Here is a 21,575-nt window from a genome sequence, read left to right on the forward strand (position 1 = left end):
GCCAAAACCGATTTTGGAACAACCATTAACAATATCCCAAATATCAAACGGTTAAATCAATTTCTTGAGGAAGATTAAAAGAATAAATATCATGTTTTAGTGTACTTTTAGATGTGCGAAACTTTAGAGCCTTAATAGTCAGATTTCAGAAGTAACTCCTTTATTACATGTATAATTGGAATTATTGCATCTAGATGATTAGTTACGTTATGGAACGGAGAATCTATATTGCTTAAATCCTAAATCTATTGGTTAATCATTTTTTTAGCATTAAAAATACTGTATCACATCTTTTTCGCGGCAAAATGCATACTTTAGATTAAAATGAAACACCCATTAGAATCAAAAATATACAACCAACCCATCGCCAAGTTGCGCCAAAGAGAAGCCATATTGAACTTTATGGATCCCGCAGCATGGTACATGACTTTTTTTAAAGCAGGTGTAAATATACCTGACGAAGCAGAACCTGTAAAAGGTTTTGATGCCATATACACAACCCTTTTATCAACCTTCATTACGCGCAATACGCTGTATCTGGACATTCGCAATGAAAACAGCTATTCGCTTAATTACTATAAAGACAACGAAGGGCTGACTGGCGACAGCGATTATGGTGACCATATTCAAGTCTCGTGGGACGGAATCACCTTCGCGCCAGCCAATTTCTACAAAGACTACTGGCCCATACTAACATTAAGCCCTCCAGCAAATACAAATACCAATTATAATGAACTACACTTAAAATTCAGAAAACTTTACAATCCCGAACCTTTGCTGTACGCAGATTATGCAGTTGAATTGATTAGTGATACATTGATGAACATTTCATCATCAACGAAATTTAAATCAGAAACAAACCCAGTCCTTGCCGAACCTTGGTCAAGTGGTTTTACATTCAAATTACCGAATAACCCGGCTGTATCTGGCAATACAGCACCTGCTTTTCCAATTAAGCTCATGAACATCCGGCAGAAGAATCCCGATATAGCACTACCAAGTACCGTAGTTCAAAAAGAACATTTTCTCGACAATGCTTTTGGTCCGGCAAATTATGTGCCCGATGTGGCTGCGGGTTCTTCCACACAATGGGTGAGCGGACTGGGCAAAAGGTTTATTGATGGCCGGAACGAAATGGGTGTTGCAGGTGTATTTGAAATTGGAATGGGCATTTCAAGCACCGAAGTGAGCTTTTTTGCTTCAATTATTGATGAGTACCGCCCCGGAATAACATTTGGACGCAGCCAAGTGAAAAAATCAACTCCCGAAACGGGCGGAAAAAGCCAATCACCATCTCTAATAGCAGAGCTGAATAAAACTTGGTTTAAAGACCGGAACTTTGAGCTCCAAAAGCAGGAACTCTCGGGCAGTACGTTTTACATTATGGATCAGAAAACGCTCGACCCACCGACAAATATAAGCGGCCTGATAAATGTGGTGATGAGCAAAAGTGAATACGATGCGATTACAATACCTTCCAATTTAGATACAACCATACATGCTCCATTGCTTTCGTTTCAGAGCTTTAGCATGGAGTCTGATAATAACCAAGTGCCGTATAGAAAAGCAGCCTTAAAAGTAAACGGTGCTACGAGTAGCGGTACAAAAACCACATCAGGTCTTGGTGTTGATTTGCTTACTTTTAATTACGGAATGCTTAATTCGGAAACGGCTGGGAATGTTGTGGAGCTGGAAGAGGCTGTAAACGGAATTATCACAGTCAATGGATTTATCGAAATGCTTAAGGTAGTTGAAGATGTTTATGGAGAAAAAGAAGGCATAATTGATTTTGGTGATAACCTAATCGAAATATGCACTCGAATTAGAGTACACTATTATGGGGGCGAGCGCGATTTACCTGAAGTGTATTATCTTAAGGATGTTGTCAACGGCAAAATATTCAACAATACCATCCCATTGGCCGAGTATATGGTTGATCCCATATTTTATAGAAAACTTGACAGACTTCCTTTTGCGACAAGGGCACTTTTTAGCGGAGTGAACGTATATGATCAACTGACTTCGCATGGCAACGAAAATGCGGTAAAGGACAATCCGAGCCCATACTTGGTCAATGATTTGGGATATGTCGATCTGGGTCAAGTTTTATATGGGTTCGAGTCCATTTTTTATCAACCCCATTATCCGCCGACAAGTATTTTTCCGACACCACCGTCGGACATGGATAAACCTCCATCCGACACATATAGCCCATCGTACGAAAACTTTCCGGTAAAGATCATCAATGACTTGGCCGGTTGGATAGCAAATATCGCTATTCCGGCAACAGACTATTTTCTTCATGTCAGGGACGGAGTAAGTCCAATCAAGGAAAGGTATGCACCCACAACACCCAACCTTCAAGCATATTATGATATATCTGCTCCCATTGTTGATTTGAATGGAAATGCCGATTCCATTGGAATTCTGTGGGCCTATGAAGTTCTCAACGAAAATCCTAATAACGAGGGCTTAAAGTTGAGTGATGTATTCACTTTGTATTATCAAGGTGAGACAAACCTTCGTTCAGAGATTACTTTGCCTTCCACACCAAGCCTTCCTTTTTATGCAGCCGTCAACAGGTGGAAAATATTCTCGCTGTTTTTCGGTTTTATGGCTGAAGATGGTGGGGAGTATATCTGGGTGCCCGACAACCCAACGCTTTGGGCGAAGGTAAAAGCTCCATTTAGCCAATCTAATCCTCAAGGAAAGAATTACGATGAAAGATTATTTAATCTCGCTGAATTTTGGTATTCGAGCGTTGACAATAATTATCCAATCCCCATAATTAGTATTCCTAAAATTGCATATAATTTACAACTTGGTAAAGAAATACCAGAGACACTCATAAAAAGATTCACATCTGAAAGTTTCTATAATCCCGAAACTACTCAAATTCTTTGGATAAATTCTCAATTGAAAATATTGTTAGAGGATAAATTCCTGAATTATGTTTATTCTCAAATTTTTTAGCAAGTGAAATTCGTATTAAGTTGTTTTTATTATGAATCACAGGAAAATAATTTTAAATTGGATAGGATTAGATGCGATTGCAACATTATTGCCTTTACTTTTCTGGTCTTTACTTTTTGAGATGCTTAATGTGGAAATAGATTTATTTGACAACAGAAGCGTAAATCTTGCTGAAATCTATTTGCTGGCAATAATAGTTGATAAAATAATAATAATTATATGGGTAAGTCATCATGAAGTCGAAAATAAACTTAAGTCCAGAGCGTTAGCTTATTGCTTTGGTTTTACACTTTTTATCATAATTGTGTTGTGTATTTTGTACTTAACTTTCAATGATGTTAATTGGCGAACATAGCTTTTAAGTAACTATATTTTATTTGATAACTCTTTCTGATTGACAAATACTTATATTGCTAATGAATATCCGCCAAAAAAATCCCGAAATAGCCTTATCCAATACCGTAATTGCCAAAACACATTTTCTCGATAATGTGTTCGGATCGGCAAATTATACACCTGATATTGCTTCGGGTACAACAACACAATGGACAAGCGGTCTGGGCAAAAAGTTCATTGACGGGCGTAACGAAATGGGTCTTGCAGGTATATTTGAAACCGGCATGGGAATATCGAATAATGACGTAACCTTCTTTGCCTCGCTTATAGACGAATACCGCCCCGGAATCACCCTCGGTCGCAGTCAGGTAAAAGAATCAAAGCCCGATTTGGGCGGAAAGAGTCAAACAGATTCATTGACTGCAGAAATGAAGCGCAGCTGGTTTAAAGACCGCAATTTCGCCCTGCAAAAGCAAGAACTCTCGGGTAGTACTTTTTACATAATGGATCAGAAAACGCTCGACCCACCGACCAATATCAGCGGACAGATAAATTTGGTTATAAGCAAAAGTGAATACGACTCTATTGCTATTCCATCCAATTTAGATACAACTATACATACGCCTTTGCTTTCGTTTCAAAACTTTAGCATGGAAGCTGATAATAACCAAGTGCCTTATAGAAAAGCAGCCTTGAAAGTAAATGGTGCTTCGAGTAGCGGTACAAAAACCACGGCAGGACTTGGTGTTGATTTGCTGACCTTTAATTATGGGATGCTTAATTCGGAAGCGGCAGGGAATGTGGTGGATTTGGAGTCTGCTCTTAGTGGAATATTGGATATCGATGAAATAATTTCAGCAATCAAAGTAGTTGAGGATATCTATTTTGTTACTGACGATTCGATTACTGACTTTTTATTTGATCGAACAGTAGATGAAACCTGTGCGCGAATTCGACGTCATTACTATGGCTTTTACGTCGATGATCCTAAAACAAGTGTTTTAAACCCTGAAATTACAGATCGACTAAAAGGAGAAGTTTTAGATAACACACTACCCCTTGCTCAAGCAAAATCGGGTTATGGGTTTAGATATTTAGATGTGCTTTTTTTTCTTACGCCCAGGAAGTTCATTACCTACAAACAGCTAACGTCAAATGCTAATGAAAATGGTATACAGGATAATCCAAGCCCTTATTTAAAGTATGGTGGAAAAAAGATTGATTTTGGTCAGATTCTATATGGATTTGAATCTATTTTTTTTCAACCTCATTACCCACCTTCTGAAATTTTTCCGCCAGACTCATCAACTTATAGTCAGACGTATGAAAATTTCCCTGTTCATCTTGTGAACGACTTAGCTGGGTGGCTTGCAAATATAGTCATACCCGTAACAGATTTCTTTATTTTAGAACAAACAGGTACGAGCCCTTATAAAGAGAATACCCCTGCCTCTAATTTCGACGCGTACTATGAGTATTCTGCCCCTCACGCTGATCTATACGGTAATGCTGATGCTATTGGCATTTATCAAGCCTATCAGGTGTTAAATGAATTTGCTCCAAACGAAGGAAAATTAAGGTTAAGTGATGTATTCACATTATATTATAAAGGTGAGTCTGAATTGCGACCTGAAATAAACATTTCTGTTTCACCTTCTCAACCATTCTACACAGTAACTAATAGATGTAAAGTTTTTTCTTTATATTTCGGTTTTCTGGCAGATGACAGTGCAGGTGGGTATATTTGGGTGCCTGACAATCAAACACTATGGGATAAAGTTAAAGCACCCTATAGCATATCAAATCCTACAGGTAAAGATTATGATAATAGGCTGTTTAAGTTTTCAGAGTTCTGGTTGACTAGACGAAAGCTATTTTTGTTTATAGAGCCAGCGCTTGTAGCTGATTCAAAGTATCATGAGTTTTTTATCAGTCGTTTTAGTAATATAAATGATTTTGACCAGCCTGTTTTAGAATGGGTTAAAAGTAAACTATCAGAAAGTTTTGAATCAAAGTTTTTACCTTTCGTTAAGAACTTGGTAATCTAAAGTCATGATAATTAAAGATATATTTAAAGATATAGTTTTAATTTTGGTTATCGTTTTAGGACTGTACCTTTTCTTGATAGATCATTTATTGATTTATTTGAGCTTATTTTTTCAATCAGAATTGTTATTCCTTCTCAGAATTTCTAGAGTTTTTGGTCTTTCTGACCCTGAATTTTTTAGCATTTTCCCTATTATTTTATTTATCTATGCAATCTTGTTTTTAATTTTAATTTTTGTTTTTAGAGCAAATAAATACTATAAATGGTTGATAACTCTTATTGTTTTCGGTTTGCTTTATTGGATGATGATGTCTGTAGTCAACGCCATGATGTAATTAACTTGGATAAATAAATTCATTCCCATGCCTTCCACCGCCCATTTTTTCACAGACCCAACTAAATTAAGCACCCAATTAACATCTTATGGCCCTGTTTCTGGTAATGAGAACACGGAGTATATGATAACAAGCAAATTGCAGTTTTCATCTGAAGCAGATGCCATTGCCGTTTGTACCGGATACGTTTTTCTTCAGCCCCATGCAACTGATAATTCTCTGGTAAATTTGGTTTTACTCCCAATTTTGGCCGATCAGATAGAGAATAACTACACAGCCGTAAAATACTTTGTATATCGTGGATTGAAAAAGAGCAATATTTTAACCGGATCGGATGAATTTTTAGCCGAATCACATCCAGATGCTTCTGATTTGGTAAATAGTATTTGGCAGCAATATAATATGCTAAAAACGCTTGTCTCTACAATTGATTCTACAGCACCCAACATTGCAGCTATAGGTTGGGATACGAGTTCAAATCCAGGCACCGACTCATTAAATGCGCTCCACAATGCTGATAATGACGACATTCAATTAGCCGCCATTCAGGCCGGACAAACACTGGCAAAATTTGATATGCTCAACGCAGGCTTTGAAGTGATGCTTGAAGAAAATTTCTTTGAACCAGACTTGGCTTACGTGCGAGCCGCCGATTTTAAAATTACAACCACCATACCCCAATCTGGCGATATCCCCGGCAACGAACCCATCGCCAAGATGCGCCAAAGGGAAATCATATTGAACTTTATGGATCCCGCAGCATGGTACATGACCTTTTTTAAAGCAGGTGTAAATATACCCGGCGATGCCGAACCGGTAAAAGGCTTTGATGCGCTTTACACTACCCTTTTATCAACCTTCATTACGCGCAATACGCTGTATCTGGACATTCGAAATGAAAACAGCTATTCGCTCAACTATTACAAGGACAACGAAGGACAGACCGGCGACAGTGATTATGGAGAGCATATTCAAGTCTCGTGGGACGGAACCACCTTCGCACCTGCCAATTATTACAAAGATTACTGGCCGATATTAACGTTAAGCCCTCCCGCAAATGCGACATCTAATTACAATGAACTACACTTAAAGTTTAGAAAACTTTACAATCCAGAACCATTGATCTTCGGGGATTATACATTCAAGTTGGTCGCAGACAATGATAACTCGCCCACCATACAACTAAGCGAACCACAGTTTTTATTCGAGTTTCCGCTTGGTATCATTGAAAATGATTGGACACAAGAATTCAGTTTTGTCACTCCGAACATGAGCAGTGCTGTATCCGGACAAAATTCAATAGCATTTTATTTGAAACTGTTCAACGTGCGTACAAAATTGCCTGAAATTAGTATACCAAGTACTGGGTTTCCAAAGGAAACACCAATTGATAATATTTTTGGGCCGATAACGGATTTCCCACTTCATTGGCCTTCGGATGAAACTAATTGGGAAGTTTATCCCAAAAAGAGGTTTTATGTTGGCCCCAATTCTATATTGGTAGGGGAATCAGGAGTTGAACGTTCTAATAACGCTATTACATTTTATTTTAGAGTTCTCAATGAATACTATCGGTTCGATCCTTTCCTTTCTCAAGATTATAAAAATCAAATAACAACTTCTTTTATGCCCCCTTCTGGCAGATCCCAAAACTCTAATGCAGAAGTCTTAATTTCAGATTATTTGGATAATGGCTTAACGTATGCAACTGATTTTGAATTAAGAAAAGACAATGTTATAGTAAACACGATACCGATTCCCATAAGATATTTCTCCAACGAAAAGTTGAGAAATAACAATCTTAACTATGTTGAGCTTTCTATATCTGTTAGTGAATTCGAAGATCAAATAGTACCTGCTTTAGCAACGTTAGATACAAGCGTTCAAGAACCTATGTTCACAATTGATGCCTTTAACCAAAAGACAGATGATAACGGAAAAACATACTTTGATGGAATTATTTCTATCGTGGGGCTTGATTCTAATGGCATCTATCAAAGAAACCAGCCATCAAACGGCAATATTTACATATTTACACGAGATAATTATTCATTCAGTAGCATAGCCATAAATTCCAATATTGAACTTCCATCTGGTCATGATCCAAATGCTTATTTTAACTTTTCTGATTTCATTGGTTATGCGCAGACCGCAGAAGATGTATTCTCAATTGCCCCATTCAATGACTCGCCGGTCTCATTTGTTACTCGTATTAGAGTAATGTATTATAGTGGATTCAAATTTAATCCAATCGTGCCTGATTTGGAATACGAAGATAATTCACCGGAATTCGAAACAAAAGAATTGCATAAATCTGTAATGCAATCGCCAAGTGAGCTACTGGTATCTTATGTACATTTAGTTTCTAAAGCGGATGAAAATTTAGACGGAGACAATCCGAGTCCATATCTATTAGACCTCCCAAATGCACGGGAAATTGATTTAGGTCATGTATTATTTGGTCTTCAGGCTCTTCAATTTCCTCTGGAAAACTCGCCAAGCCCTTCACTTATTGGGCGATTTTTCTTAAAGTATAATTTGAGAGGGATTCATTATGCAGGCTGGGTGGCAGACATTGGAATAGCTGTCGGCACAAATGAAAGACATATTTTTGATAACGAAGTGCCAGTTGCAGTTAGACATTATGGCAACATTTATTACCCTGAAAATCCGGATATTGATCGTTATTTTGAAATTTCAGCCCCTGAACCGGATTTAGAAGGTGATATTGATGCTTATGGTCTAAAGGCTGCATGGGAAGATGTGGAAAGTATAAATCCAGAGTTTAAGTTTTCTGATGTTCTAAAATACTATTTTCAAAATCCTGATCCAGAAAATAATTTAAACCATTATGGTAATAGGTATTTTATATTTTGTTTGCAAAATGGTATTGTGACGCAAATTTCGGGGAATACATATAGTTGGCCTAATTACACCAATTTGCCTGTGAGTCTCTTAGAGCCAGTAGAGTGGATGGCAACATTTTGGTTTGATCAATACAATGAACTTCTTCTAATTTTTAAAAACCCACCAGTAAATTACCACTTTCAAGATTGTAAATATGTATTGATAAAATTTTTACAATGGCTAAAACCAAGATTGGAAAATGAACAACCTAACAAGAGCTTTTTATGAGTTGGGTTTCTTCATCTTTATGCGTATATATAATTATTTTGGCATTATCCATAGGTATTGTTTTAATAGCCAATTGGTTTAGTGAATTTTTACCGGAAATTAAATTCGTTAGCTTGATACGCAAAAATGCACTCGGACTTCTGCTTGCGGTACTATTTTTAATATTAATACTCTCTTTTTGGTCTTATATAAATCAAAACAGTTTACATCATGTACCCTTGTATCTTATTATTTTTCTTCTTAACATAATTGGATTGATTTCATTGACAATAATTCTAAGAATTAAGTGGAAGCTTATTGAATTATGGAAGAAAATAATATTTTTATCATGGATATTTGTTTTCCTTCCATTAACTTCAGTCTTGCTATTTCTTATGTGGGTGATGGGAGGAAGGGGTATAGATTGATTTAAGATACTTAATTTGAGTTACATTATGTATCAAAGCCACATCAATGATATATTAAGAATTATAAAATGATCAAACAGTGAACATTAAGCCTATGAACATCCGCCAGAAGAATCCCGATATAGCACTACCAAGTACAGTAGTTCAAAAAGAACATTTTCTTGATAATGCTTTTGGCCCGGCAAATTATGTTCCCGATGTGGCTGCGGGTTCTTCCACACAATGGGTGAGCGGTTTAGGCAAAAAGTTTATTGATGGCCGTAACGAAATGGGCGTTGCAGGCATATTTGAAATTGGGATGGGCATTTCAAGCACCGAAGTGAGCTTTTTTGCTTCAATTATCGATGAGTACCGCCCTGGAATAACACTTGGGCGCAGCCAGGTGAAAAAATCAACTCCCGAAACGGGTGGAAAAAGCCAAACAGCATCTCTAATAGCAGAGTTTAAGAAAACTTGGTTTAAAGACCGCAACTTTGAACTCCAAAAGCAGGAACTCTCAGGCAGTACGTTTTACATTATGGATCAGAAAACGCTCGACCCACCGACCAATTTCAGCGGACAGATAAATTTGGTGATAAGCAAAAGTGAATACGATGCAATTTCTATACCTTCCAATTTGGATACAACCATACATGCTCCATTGCTTTCGTTTCAAAACTTTAGCATGGAGTCTGATAATAACCAAGTGCCATATAGAAAAGCAGCCTTGAAAGTAAACGGTGCTACAAGTAGCGGTACAAAAACCACTACAGGTCTTGGTGTTGATTTGCTTACTTTTAATTACGGTATGCTTAATTCGGAAGCGGCGGGGAACGTGGTTGAGTTGGAAGAGGCGGAGAATGGGATATTACTTATAGATACTTTTCTTGACGATCTGAAGGAAGTAGAAAAGGTCTATCCGAATGACAATTTCTCACAAACTTGCTTGAGAATTCGGGTTCATTCTTACGGAAGTGCAAGAGACTTGCCAAAAGACGGTTTTTGGAATGTATTATTAGGCTCGATTGATGATACTGCTGCTGGCCATATTCTGAATAACGCATTACCTCCACTTAATGGTGCTGGCGGATATGTCGAAATAATAAGTTTTGACCCCAATATTATAAGTGTTCGAAAGCTCAGAAGAGTTGATTTTGAAAAGAAAGGAATTGCTGATACTTGGAATCGCTTAACTTCCCATGCCAATGAGAATGGAATAATGGATAATCCGAGTCCATACATTGTATTTGAAGGAAAGGACATTGATTTAGGGCAGATTTTATATGGTTTTGAAAGTGTCTATTGGCAACGACATTATCCACCAATCAATATTTTCCCTCCTTCAGGATCCACTTACAGCCAGAGTTACGCAAACTTCCCTGTCAAAATTGTCAATGATTTAACGGGTTGGTTAGCTAATATTATTACTCCGGTTACAGACTTTTTTGTTCACGCTACAACCGGAAATTCACCTCTGAATCCTCCCATTAGTCTGGATTTTGCAGACTATTATGAATATTCAGCTCCACTGGCCGACCTGTATGGCAATGCAGACGGAATAGGTATTTATAGAGCATACGAAGTTTTAATTGAAAATACAGCCAATGTTGATTTACGTTTAAGTGATATATTTATACTTTATTATAAAGGCGTATCCTTTTTGAGACCGGAAATATCACTGCTTGAATCACCATCTCAGTCATTTTATACAGTTGCTGATCGTTGGAAAATTTTTTCGATTTTCTTTGGATTTATGACAATTGATCAACAAGGCAATTATGTTTGGTTACCAAATAATCCAACCTTGTGGGCGGATGTCAAGAGTGAATTTTCGGCATTCAATAATATCGGTAAAGGGTACACTAAAAGATTGCTTGCTTTCGCTGAATTTTGGTATACGACTCGGAAAAGTAAAAGCCGCACTGGTGTCAACTTATTTTTAGATTTAGAGATTTTTGAGTATGAAATCTTCAGGTTTTCTAATAGCACAGAATATCTGAATGATGGTGTTTCTCAGAAAACTTGGGTTGAAGAAAAAATTTTAGATGTATTTGAGAATGATTTTATTCCATTCATATATTCTCAATTGTAGAATGAAAGCAATATCCTATATTTATTTGATTATTTTTACTGCACTATTTACGTATATTTTTGTCTTTGATTTTTACTTTTCTTTAATAGGGGATTTCCGATTATCAATTTCATATATCTATAAGATTCCATCTCAAATCATAAAATATTTTTATGTTTTCTGTTTGTTGATGTTTTTGCTAATGTTCCTGCCACTGGTCGTGATGTTCTGGGCTAATCGAAAAATATATTGGCTGATTATCTTATTCATAGCGGGATTATTTCGATTGTTGACTATAATAGCTTTTGATGATATTAAATTATTTGATTGATATTCTTATCAAATAAATGTACAATTGGTTTTTTAAGTTGAACAACTTTCAGTAAAATAATTCTTACAATATACTGAATATGTTGAAAATCATGGTTTAAGAGAATGATTATGACATATTTAATAATTACTCAATAAAGAAAAGAAATTATGATGCCAGCAATTCCTACGAATCCATTTTACACATCATCTAATCGTTGGAAATTATTAGCTCTTTTCTTTGGATTTCTGGCGGATGACGGTGTAGGTGGGTATTTTTGGGTGCCTGACAATCAGACTCTATGGGAAAGTGTTAAAGCACCTTATAGCCTATCAAACCCGACGGGGAAAGATTATGATAATAGGCTGTTTAGGTTTGCAGAGTTCTGGTTAACCACTCGCAAATCAGAGGTTTTTTTGGCAATATTTTTGTTAGGAAATTTAGAATATCCTACTACTTCTATAGATCACTTTGTCAATATGCCTAACTTTATTGAACCTCTCACCTGGGTGCAAAACATGATAGACGAGAGTTTCGAGTTAAAGTTTCTTCCATACATAAAGAGTTTAACATTTTGAAATGAAAAGAGTAATTCTCATCTTTTTATGCCTGTTGGGCTTCTTTCTTTTCGTTTTTGATTTACTCCTTATTTTGTGCGTGCTTTTATTTCATTCTATTTTTCCGTTTCTTGTTGATTTTTTAGTTTTTTTAAATGAATCCAATTTGTTAGGAGTTTCAAACCCAGATTATCACAAAATATATCCCTATATTTTAATACTTTATTCATTAATATTTATAGTTCTAATCTTTGTCTTTAATGCGAGGAGATTCATTAAATTCTTTATGATTATTTTTATATTGGGGTTACTTTATTGGTTGATGCTGTCAATAGCTGACTCTATGTTGGAGGGTTTGTGGTTACAATAAATATATAAAAACTCATTCCCATGCCATCTACCGCCCATTTTTTCACTGACCCATCTAAACTAAACGCTCAATTGACATCCTATGGTCCTGTTTCTGGCAATGAGAACACGGAGTATATGGTAGCAAGCAAATTGCAGTTCTCATCTGAAGCAGATGCCATTGCCGTATGCACAGGTTACGTTTTTCTTCAGCCCCATGCAACTGACAATTCTCTGGTAAATTTAGATTTACTTCCAATGTTGGCCGATCAGATAGAGAATAACTACACGGCAGTAAAATATTTTATTTACCGTGGTCTTAAAAAAAGCAATATTCTAACGGGTTCTGATGCATTTTTAGCCGAGTCACATCCAGATGCTTCTGATTTGGTAAATAGTATTTGGCAGCAATACAATATGCTGAAAACGCTTGTTTCCACAATCGATTCTACATCACCCAACACCGCAGCTGTAGGATGGGATACGAGTTCAAATCCAGGCACCGACTCATTAAATGAGCTCCTCAATGCTGATAATTCTGACTTTCAGTTAGCTGCCATTCAGGCGGGGCAAACGCTTGCAAAATTTGATATGCTTAATGCAGGCTTTGAAGTGATGCTGGAAGAACATTTCTATGAACCAGATTTGGCTTATGTGCGAGCTGCTGATTTTAAAATTACAACCACCACACCCCAATCTGGCGATATTCCCGGCAATCAACCCATCGCCAAGATGCGCCAAAGAGAAGCCATACTGAACTTTATGGATCCCGCAGCGTGGTACATGACTTTTTTTAAAGCAGGTGTAAATATACCTGACGATGCCGAACCCGTAAAAGGCTTTGATGCGCTATACACAACCCTTTTATCAACCTTCATTACGCGCAATACGCTGTATCTGGACATTCGAAATGAAAACAGCTATTCGCTTAATTACTATAATGACAATGAAGGACAGACTGGCGACAGCGATTATGGAGAGCATATTCAGGTCTCGTGGGACGGAACCACCTTCGCATTTGCCAATTACTACAAAGATTATTGGCCGATATTAACGTTAAGCCCACCTGCCAATACTACTACGGAATTTAATGAATTGCATGTAAAGTTTAGAAAGATTTACAACCCGGAACCTTTGTTATACGCAGATTATGCAGTTGAATTGATTAGTGATACGCTGATTAATATTTCATCATCAATGAAATTTAAACAAGAAACAAACCCCGTGCTTGCTGCAACATGGTCAAGTAGTTTCACATTCAAATTACCGAATAATCCAGCTGCTTCTGGTAATACCGCACCTGCTTTTCCAATTAAGCTTATGAACATCCGGCAGAAGAATCCCGATATAGCACTACCAAGTACAGTAGTTCAAAAAGAACATTTTCTTGATAATGCTTTTGGCCCGGCAAATTATGTTCCCGATGTGGCTGCGGGTTCTTCCACACAATGGGTGAGCGGACTGGGCAAAAAGTTTATTGATGGCCGTAACGAAATGGGCGTTTCGGGTATATTTGAAATGGGGATGGGTATTTCAAGCACCGAGGTGAGCTTTTTTGCGTCAATTATCGACGAGTACCGCCCCGGAATAACACTTGGTCGCAGTCAGGTGAAAAAATCAACTCCCGAAACGGGCGGAAAAAGCCAATCATCATCTCTAATAGCAGAGTTGAAGAAAACTTGGTTTAAAGACCGGAATTTTGAGCTCCAAAAGCAGGAGTTGTCGGGCAGTACGTTTTACATTATGGATCAGAAAACGCTCGACCCACCTACTAACTTCAGCGGTCTGATAAATTTGGTGATAAGTAAAAGCGAATACGATGCGATTACAATACCTTCCAATTTAGATACAACCATACATGCTCCATTGCTATCGTTTCAAAGCTTTAGTATGGAGTCTGATAATAACCAAGTGCCGTATAGAAAAGCAGCCTTAAAAGTAAACGGTGCTACGAGTAGCGGTACAAAAACCACGGCAGGACTTGGTGTTGATTTGCTTACTTTCAATTACGGTATCCTTAATTCGGAAGCCGCTGGAAATGTGGTGGAGTTGGAAGAGGCTGTAAACGGAATCATCACAGTTAATGGATTTATCGAAATGCTTAAGGTAGTTGAAGATGTGTATGGAGAGAGAGAAGGCATTTTCGATTTTGGTGATAATTTGATCGAAATTTGCACCCGGCTAAGGGTGCATTATTATGGGGGCGAGCAGGATATGCCTGATGTTTACGATCTCAAAGATAATGTGTATGGTAAAATTTTTAATAATAGTATCCCAATGGCCGAGTATATGGTTGATCTCATATTTGATAGAAAACTTGAAAGACTTCCGTTTACGACTCGGGCACTTTTTAGTGGAGTAAATGTTTATGATCAATTAACTTCGCATGGCAATGAAAACGCAGTAAAAGACAATCCGAGTCCATATTTGGTTAATGATTTGGGATATGTTGACTTGGGCCAAGTATTATATGGTTTCGAATCCATCTTTTATCAGCCACATTATCCGCCTTCCAGTATTTTTCCCACTCCACCGTCGGACATGGATAAACCCCCATCCAACACATTCAGCCCTTCGTACGAAAATTTTCCCGTAAAAATCGTCAACGACCTTGCTGGGTGGTTAGCGAATATCGCCATTCCCGCCACAGAATACTTTCTTCATGTTCGGGATGACGCGAGTCCCATTAAACAAGACTACGCACCCACGACACCCAACCTTCAAGCATACTATGATATATCTGCACCCATAGTAGATTTGAATGGTAACGCTGATTCAATTGGAATTTTGTGGGCGTATGAAGTGCTAAATGAAAACATCAATAATGAAGGATTAAAGTTGAGCGATGTATTCACTTTGTACTATAAAGGTGAGACATTCCTTCGTCCAGAAATTGCTTTACCTTCCTCACCAAGCCATCCGTTTTATACTGCAGGTAATAGATGGAAGATATTTGCACTTTTCTTTGGATTTATGGTTGACGACGGCGTTGGTGGATATATTTGGGTTCCTGATTCACCAACTCTCTGGGCGGCAGTAAAATCCCCGTACAGTTCATCAAACCCAATAGGTAAAGACTATGACAACAGATTGTTCTTTTATTCCGAGTTTTGGTTGACAAGAAGAGAATCGACTAAATCTCTTGGTATATACTTATTGTCCAATATGAAATATCCAGATTTTTTAATCAATCATTTCAGTGATAATACTGATTTTACTCAACCCGTATTGTGGATAAAAAACGTATTAAATGATCTCTTCGAAACAAAATTTCTATCATTCGTCAAAAATCTCGCAATGTGACATGAAATCCTTTGTGCTAATTCTTATCCGTCTATTAGGAATATATCTGTTTATTTTCGATTTTCTATTTATTTTTATAGTCATGTTGTTAGGTTCACCATTATTTCTCGTAAAGGCGATGGTATTTCTGAGTGTGCCAAACGTCTTAGGAATTCATCAATCTGAGTATTATGTCATTTATCCTTATGTCTTGATTATTTATTCTATAGTATATAGTCTATATGTATATTTATTCAAAGTCAAACAACAGTTGAAGTGGTTAATATTGATTATTGTATTTGGGCTGATTTATTGGATGACAATGTTTATTCTTCAACCACCAAGTACATATACATGAGCACTTTTTATGCAGACGCATATACAATTGGAATGAAAGTCTCGAAGTTCACCAAATTTAAAGACCGCAATTTCGCCTTGCAAAAGCAAGAACTGTCGGGCAGTACGTTTTACATTATGGATGAGAAAACGCTCGACCCACCGACAAATATCAGCGGTCAGATAAATATGGTGATGAGCAAAAGTGAATACGATGCGATTACAATACCTTCCAATTTAGATACTACAATACACGCACCATTGCTTTCGTTTCAAAACTTTAGCATGGAAGCTGATAATAACCAAGTTCCTTATAGAAAAGCAGCCTTGAAAGTAAATGGTGCTACAAGTAACGGTACAACAACTACGGCAGAACTTGGTGTTGATTTGCTTACTTTCAATTACGGGATGCTTAATTCGGAAGCCGCTGGAAATGTGGTGGAGTTGAAGCCTGCTCTTAGTGGTATTTTGACTGTGGATGAGTTTATTGAGGCTTTGAAGGTCGTGGAGGATGTTTATTCAGCGAATGATGCCTATGCTATACAAACATCGACTCGAATAAGGCGACATTACTACGGTGAGTACAATACCAATTCTAATAGTTCTTTAACAGATATGTTGATTAGCGAATTTGCTACTGGGCACATTTTTGAACATACCCTTCCTCTGGCCAAGTTGGAACCTGGATATCACGATAGAAATTTGGGGTTTTTTGAAATGCTCGCATCTGGATTTAGTAATCTCAGTGCATATTCTCAATTAACTTCTCACGCAAATGAAAATGGCACTAAGGATAACCCAAGTCCATATTTAGTAGATAATCTATATTTTATTGATTTAGGTCAAGTACTTTATGGTTTTGAATCAATTTTTTATCAAAAGCATTACCCACCATCTGAAATTTTAGCGTCCAACAAACCAGCTATAGGCACATATAGCCCCTCTTATGAAAATTTTCCTGTTAAGATAGTAAATGATTTGGCAGGATGGATAGCAAATGTAATTATACCTGTAACAGATTTTTTTATTTGGGAAGAATCGGGGAAAAGTCCGTATGCGGGGGATGAAGCCCCAGACACTAATTTCAATGCGTTTTACGACTACTCAGCCCCACGAGCTGATCTGTATGGCAGTGCTGACTCGATTGGTATTTACAGGGCATACCAAGTTCTCAATGATCATGAGCCGAACGAAGGTAAATTGAAACTTAGTGATGTTTTTACCCTTTATTATAAGGGTGAAGCGCAACTAAGATCCGAAATCAACTTACCTACTAATCCATCCTATTCTCTGTATACCGCACAGGACCGTTGGAAAATATTTTCACTTTATTTTGGTTTTTTGGCCGAAGATGGAACAGGCGGGTACATTTGGGTTCCCGACTCTCCGAATTGGACAACCGTAAAAGGCGAATATAGTGCTTCAACTCCGAGCGGTAAAAATTACGATAAAAGGCTGTTTGATTATGCGGAATTTTGGTTGACAAGACGAAAAAGGGAAGCAGGTACTGGATTTTCGCTTTTACTTAATAATGAGATTGACGAAGAAGATATAAACAGGTTCTCTGAATTCACAGAATTTGAAGAGCCGGTTCAATGGGTCGAAAGTTTCATCCAAAATGCATTTGAGAACAAATTTCTACCGTTCATAAAAAATTTAACTTTATGACGGCTTCATCCAAGCAATTTGAAAAAGTCTTTTTTGTTGTCTTACTAGGCTTAGGCGGATATATATTCGTAATCGATGTATGTTTTATTCTAAGCATTTTGGGAAGTTCCAGAAACTCACTTTATTACTCTATAGGTGTATCTGAAGCCACTTATATATCTTGGTTCCCTTATATTTACTTATCCTATGCTGTTGTTTATTTTGCGTTCATATATATATTTAAATTACGAAAATTTATTATATATGGTGTGATTTTATTACTCTTTGGACTATTGGTCTTGTTCTCATTTTGGATTTTTAGTAGTGCTCTTCCCGAAGTCTCCTAATTTCGTTAGAATATTGGAGAATAAATGGTATTATCTGTAGTTTTGTTTTTGTCACTTAAGATTCTTACAACTATTTAAAGAAATAACTCGCATGCTTATTTAAATTACAGCTATATAATAGATATTGATCAGATATTTTATGGATTCGAACATGGTACATGACTTTTTTTAAAGCAGGTGTAAATATACCTGACGAAGCAGAACCCGTAAAAGGCTTTGATGCGCTTTACACAACCCTTTTATCAACCTTCATAACGCGCAACACCCTCTATCTGGATATTCGCAACGAAAACAGCTATTCGCTTAATTACTATAAAGACAATGAAGGGCAGACTGGCGACAGCGATTATGGAGAGCATATTCAAATCTCGTGGGACGGAACCACCTTCGCACCTGCCAATTACTACAAAGATTACTGGCCGATATTAACGTTAAGCCCACCTGCCAATGCTACTACGGAATTTAATGAATTGCATGTAAAGTTTAGAAAGATTTACAACCCGGAACCTTTGCTTTACGCAGACTATGCAGTTGAATTGATAAGTGATACGCTGATTAATATTTCATCATCAATGAAATTTAAACAAGAAACAAACCCGGTGCTTGCTGCACCTTGGTCAAGTGGTTTTACGTTTAAATTACCGAATAACCCAGCTGCTTCTAGTCATACCGCACCTGCTTTTCCTACTAAGCTTATGAACATCCGCCAGAAGAATCCCGATATAGCACTACCAAGTACCGTAGTTCAAAAAGAACATTTTCTCGATAATGCTTTTGGACCGGCAAATTATGTGCCCGATGTAGCGGCAGGCTCGACCACGCAATGGATAAGCGGCTTAGGCAAAAGATTTATTGATGGCCGAAACGAAATGGGTGTTGCAGGTGTATTTGAAATTGGCATGGGCATTTCAAGTACAGAAGTGAGCTTTTTTGCGTCGATTATCGACGAGTATCGCCCAGGGATAACATTTGGACGCAGCCAAGTGAAAAAATCAACTCCCGAAATGGGTGGAAAAAGCCAATCATCATCCCTAATAGCAGAATTGAATAAAACGTGGTTTAAAGACCGCAACTTTGAACTCCAAAAGCAGGAACTCTCAGGCAGTACGTTTTACATTATGGATCAGAAAACGCTCGACCCACCTACCAACTTCAGCGGTCTGATAAATCTGGTGATAAGCAAAAGTGAATACGATGCAATTTCTATACCTTCCAATTTGGATACCACCATACATGCGCCATTGCTTTCGTTTCAAAACTTTAGCATGGAGTCTGATAATAATCAAGTGCCGTATAGAAAAGCAGCCTTAAAAGTAAATGGTGCTACGAGTAGCGGCACAAAAACCACGGCAGGACTTGGTGTTGATTTGCTGACTTTTAATTATGGCATGCTTAATTCGGAAGCGGCGGGGAATGTGGTGGAGCTGAAGCCTGCTCTTAGTGGTATTTTGACTGTGGATGATTTTTTTGAGGCTTTGAAGGTCGTGGAGGATGTTTATTCAGCGAAAGATGCCTTTGCTGTACAAACATCAACTCGAATAAGGCGACACTACTACGGTGAGTACAATACTAATTCTAATAATTCTTTAACAGATATGTTGATTAGCGAATTTGCTACTGGGAATATTTTTGAACATACTCTTCCTTTGGCCAAGTTGGAGCTTAGATATCACGATAGAAATTTGGGGTTTTTTGAAATGCTCGCATCTGGATTTAGTAATCTCAGTGCATATTCTCAATTAACTTCTCACGCAAATGAAAATGGCACTAAGGATAACCCAAGTCCATATTTAGTAGATAATCTATATTTTATTGATTTAGGTCAAGTACTTTATGGTTTTGAATCAATTTTTTATCAAAAGCATTACCCACCATCTGAAATTTTAGCGTCCAACAAACCAGCTATAGGCACATATAGCCCCTCTTATGAAAATTTTCCTGTTAAGATAGTAAATGATTTGGCAGGATGGATAGCAAATGTAATTATACCTGTAACAGATTTTTTTATTTGGGAAGAATCGGGGAAAAGTCCGTATGCAGGGGATGAAGCCCCAGACACTAATTTCAATGCGTTTTACGACTACTCAGCCCCACGAGCTGATCTGTATGGCAACGCTGACTCGATTGGTATTTACAGGGCATACCAAGTTCTCAATGATCATGAGCCAAACGAAGGTAAATTGAAACTTAGTGATGTTTTTACCCTTTATTATAAGGGTGAAGCGCAACTAAGATCCGAAATCAACTTACCTACTAATCCATCCTATTCTCTGTACACCGCACAGGACCGTTGGAAAATATTTTCACTTTATTTTGGTTTTTTGGCCGAAGATGGTTTCGGTGGGTTTGTATGGATTCCCGATGATCCGACACTTTGGGCAAAAGTAAAAGCACCATACAGTATTGCTAATCCCACAGGGAAGGATTATAACAATAGACTTTTTGACTATGCAGAATTTTGGCTAACAAGTCGGGAATCTATAGCTACATTAGGTTTTGCTCTCCGTTTGAATTTTTCATTTCCAAGTAATCTTATTAATCATTTTAGTGAATTTATGGACTTCAGCCAACCGGAAGTATGGGTTTTAAACAAGATACAAGAATCATTTGAATCAAAATTCTTAGGATTCGTCAAAAATTTAACTCTCTAACATGAAGAATTTAGTTCTTTCCATTTGGCTAATTTTTGGAGTTTATTTGTTTATTTTAGATCATCTATTCTTATATCTGACTATAATTTTCGGTAGTGTATTTTTTTATAATTTAAGAATTTCATCCATACTATTCATTTACGAATCCGATTATTACAGAATATTCCCCTACATTTTATTGATTTATTTTATAATTTCAGCATGTTTTATGTTTATCTTCAAGGTAAAAAGATTCATAAAGTATTCTCTTATCATTCTATTTTTTGCCCTGCTTTATTGGTTCCAGATGATTGTTATCAGACCTACCGGGGTAAGTTAAAAAAGTACTTGGTTTAATGAACATATTTGAAATTGGGATGGGCATTTCAAGCACCGAAGTGAGCTTTTTTGCTTCAATTATCGACGAGTACCGCCCGGGAATCACCCTCGGTCGTAGTCAGGTGAAAGAATCAAAGCCCGAAACGGGCGGAAAGAGTCAATCACCCTCCCTAATAGCAGAGTTGAATAAAACCTGGTTTAAAGACCGAAACTTTGAGCTCCAAAAGCAAGAACTCTCGGGCAGTACTTTTTACATAATGGATCAGAAAACGCTTGACCCAGCTATCAACTTCAGCGGACTGATAAATTTGGTGATAAGCAAAAATGAGGGACATTATAATTTCACCGCTCATTTGATCTGTGAAAATTGGAATTAGGGATTTCTAAAACATTGTTTCCTAAACAAGGTTTTGTTAAATATCCCGTTTCTGAAGCAATTAACAAATTAGTACACCGGGTTTCATCAAATTCTTGTTAAATTCGCAAAAAAAATAAA

The 21,575-nt window shown here is 37.3% G+C and carries 10 protein-coding genes; all 10 read left to right on the top strand.

Annotation, left to right across the window (positions count from 1 at the left end; translation table 11 throughout):
• Positions 1-324 precede the first annotated feature (324 nt).
• The 10 genes from G3O08_RS18040 (at position 325) to G3O08_RS18085 (ending at position 21,456) form a co-directional block, all read left to right on the top strand.
• Complete coding sequence (locus G3O08_RS18040) at positions 325-2,973, top strand: hypothetical protein (protein WP_163286858.1); 2,649 nt, start codon at positions 325-327, stop codon at positions 2,971-2,973.
• A gap of 31 nt (positions 2,974-3,004) precedes the next feature.
• Positions 3,005-3,328 carry a hypothetical protein gene (locus G3O08_RS18045; protein WP_163286859.1) on the top strand — a complete coding sequence of 108 codons (324 nt, stop codon included), beginning with the start codon at positions 3,005-3,007 and terminating at the stop codon, positions 3,326-3,328.
• A 61-nt stretch (positions 3,329-3,389) separates the two neighbouring features.
• Positions 3,390-5,357, top strand: a complete 1,968-nt coding sequence (locus G3O08_RS18050) for a hypothetical protein (RefSeq protein WP_163286860.1) — start codon at positions 3,390-3,392, stop codon at positions 5,355-5,357.
• Between the two features lie 361 nt (positions 5,358-5,718).
• Entirely contained in the window at positions 5,719-8,826 is a 3,108-nt protein-coding gene (locus tag G3O08_RS18055; RefSeq protein ID WP_163286861.1) for a hypothetical protein, read from the top strand.
• A 486-nt stretch (positions 8,827-9,312) separates the two neighbouring features.
• Positions 9,313-11,304, top strand: a complete 1,992-nt coding sequence (locus G3O08_RS18060; RefSeq protein WP_163286862.1) for a hypothetical protein — start codon at positions 9,313-9,315, stop codon at positions 11,302-11,304.
• Positions 11,305-11,763: 459 nt separating this feature from the next.
• The gene (locus tag G3O08_RS18065) at positions 11,764-12,171 is read left to right on the top strand and encodes a hypothetical protein (protein ID WP_163286863.1); all 408 of its coding nucleotides are present in this window, start codon (positions 11,764-11,766) and stop codon (positions 12,169-12,171) included.
• A gap of 369 nt (positions 12,172-12,540) precedes the next feature.
• Positions 12,541-15,801 (top strand): hypothetical protein, encoded by a 3,261-nt coding sequence (locus G3O08_RS18070; RefSeq protein WP_163286864.1) that lies wholly within the window; start codon positions 12,541-12,543, stop codon positions 15,799-15,801.
• A 255-nt stretch (positions 15,802-16,056) separates the two neighbouring features.
• Entirely contained in the window at positions 16,057-17,784 is a 1,728-nt protein-coding gene (locus tag G3O08_RS18075; protein ID WP_163286865.1) for a hypothetical protein, read from the top strand.
• A 484-nt stretch (positions 17,785-18,268) separates the two neighbouring features.
• Positions 18,269-20,761 carry a hypothetical protein gene (locus G3O08_RS18080; RefSeq protein ID WP_163286866.1) on the top strand — a complete coding sequence of 831 codons (2,493 nt, stop codon included), beginning with the start codon at positions 18,269-18,271 and terminating at the stop codon, positions 20,759-20,761.
• Between the two features lie 335 nt (positions 20,762-21,096).
• The gene (locus G3O08_RS18085; protein WP_163286867.1) at positions 21,097-21,456 is read left to right on the top strand and encodes a hypothetical protein; all 360 of its coding nucleotides are present in this window, start codon (positions 21,097-21,099) and stop codon (positions 21,454-21,456) included.
• Positions 21,457-21,575: the final 119 nt, after the last annotated feature.

Source organism: Cryomorpha ignava (assembly GCF_010686655.1).
GTDB lineage: Bacteria > Bacteroidota > Bacteroidia > Flavobacteriales_D > Cryomorphaceae > Cryomorpha > Cryomorpha ignava.

Coding starts and splice junctions, on each gene's coding strand:
- G3O08_RS18055 (WP_163286861.1), top strand. CDS start 5,719: ATGCCTTCCACCGCCCATTTTTTCACAGACCCAACTAAATTAAGCACC.
- G3O08_RS18040 (WP_163286858.1), top strand. CDS start 325: ATGAAACACCCATTAGAATCAAAAATATACAACCAACCCATCGCCAAG.
- G3O08_RS18045 (WP_163286859.1), top strand. CDS start 3,005: ATGAATCACAGGAAAATAATTTTAAATTGGATAGGATTAGATGCGATT.
- G3O08_RS18065 (WP_163286863.1), top strand. CDS start 11,764: ATGATGCCAGCAATTCCTACGAATCCATTTTACACATCATCTAATCGT.
- G3O08_RS18080 (WP_163286866.1), top strand. CDS start 18,269: ATGACTTTTTTTAAAGCAGGTGTAAATATACCTGACGAAGCAGAACCC.
- G3O08_RS18070 (WP_163286864.1), top strand. CDS start 12,541: ATGCCATCTACCGCCCATTTTTTCACTGACCCATCTAAACTAAACGCT.
- G3O08_RS18050 (WP_163286860.1), top strand. CDS start 3,390: ATGAATATCCGCCAAAAAAATCCCGAAATAGCCTTATCCAATACCGTA.
- G3O08_RS18085 (WP_163286867.1), top strand. CDS start 21,097: ATGAACATATTTGAAATTGGGATGGGCATTTCAAGCACCGAAGTGAGC.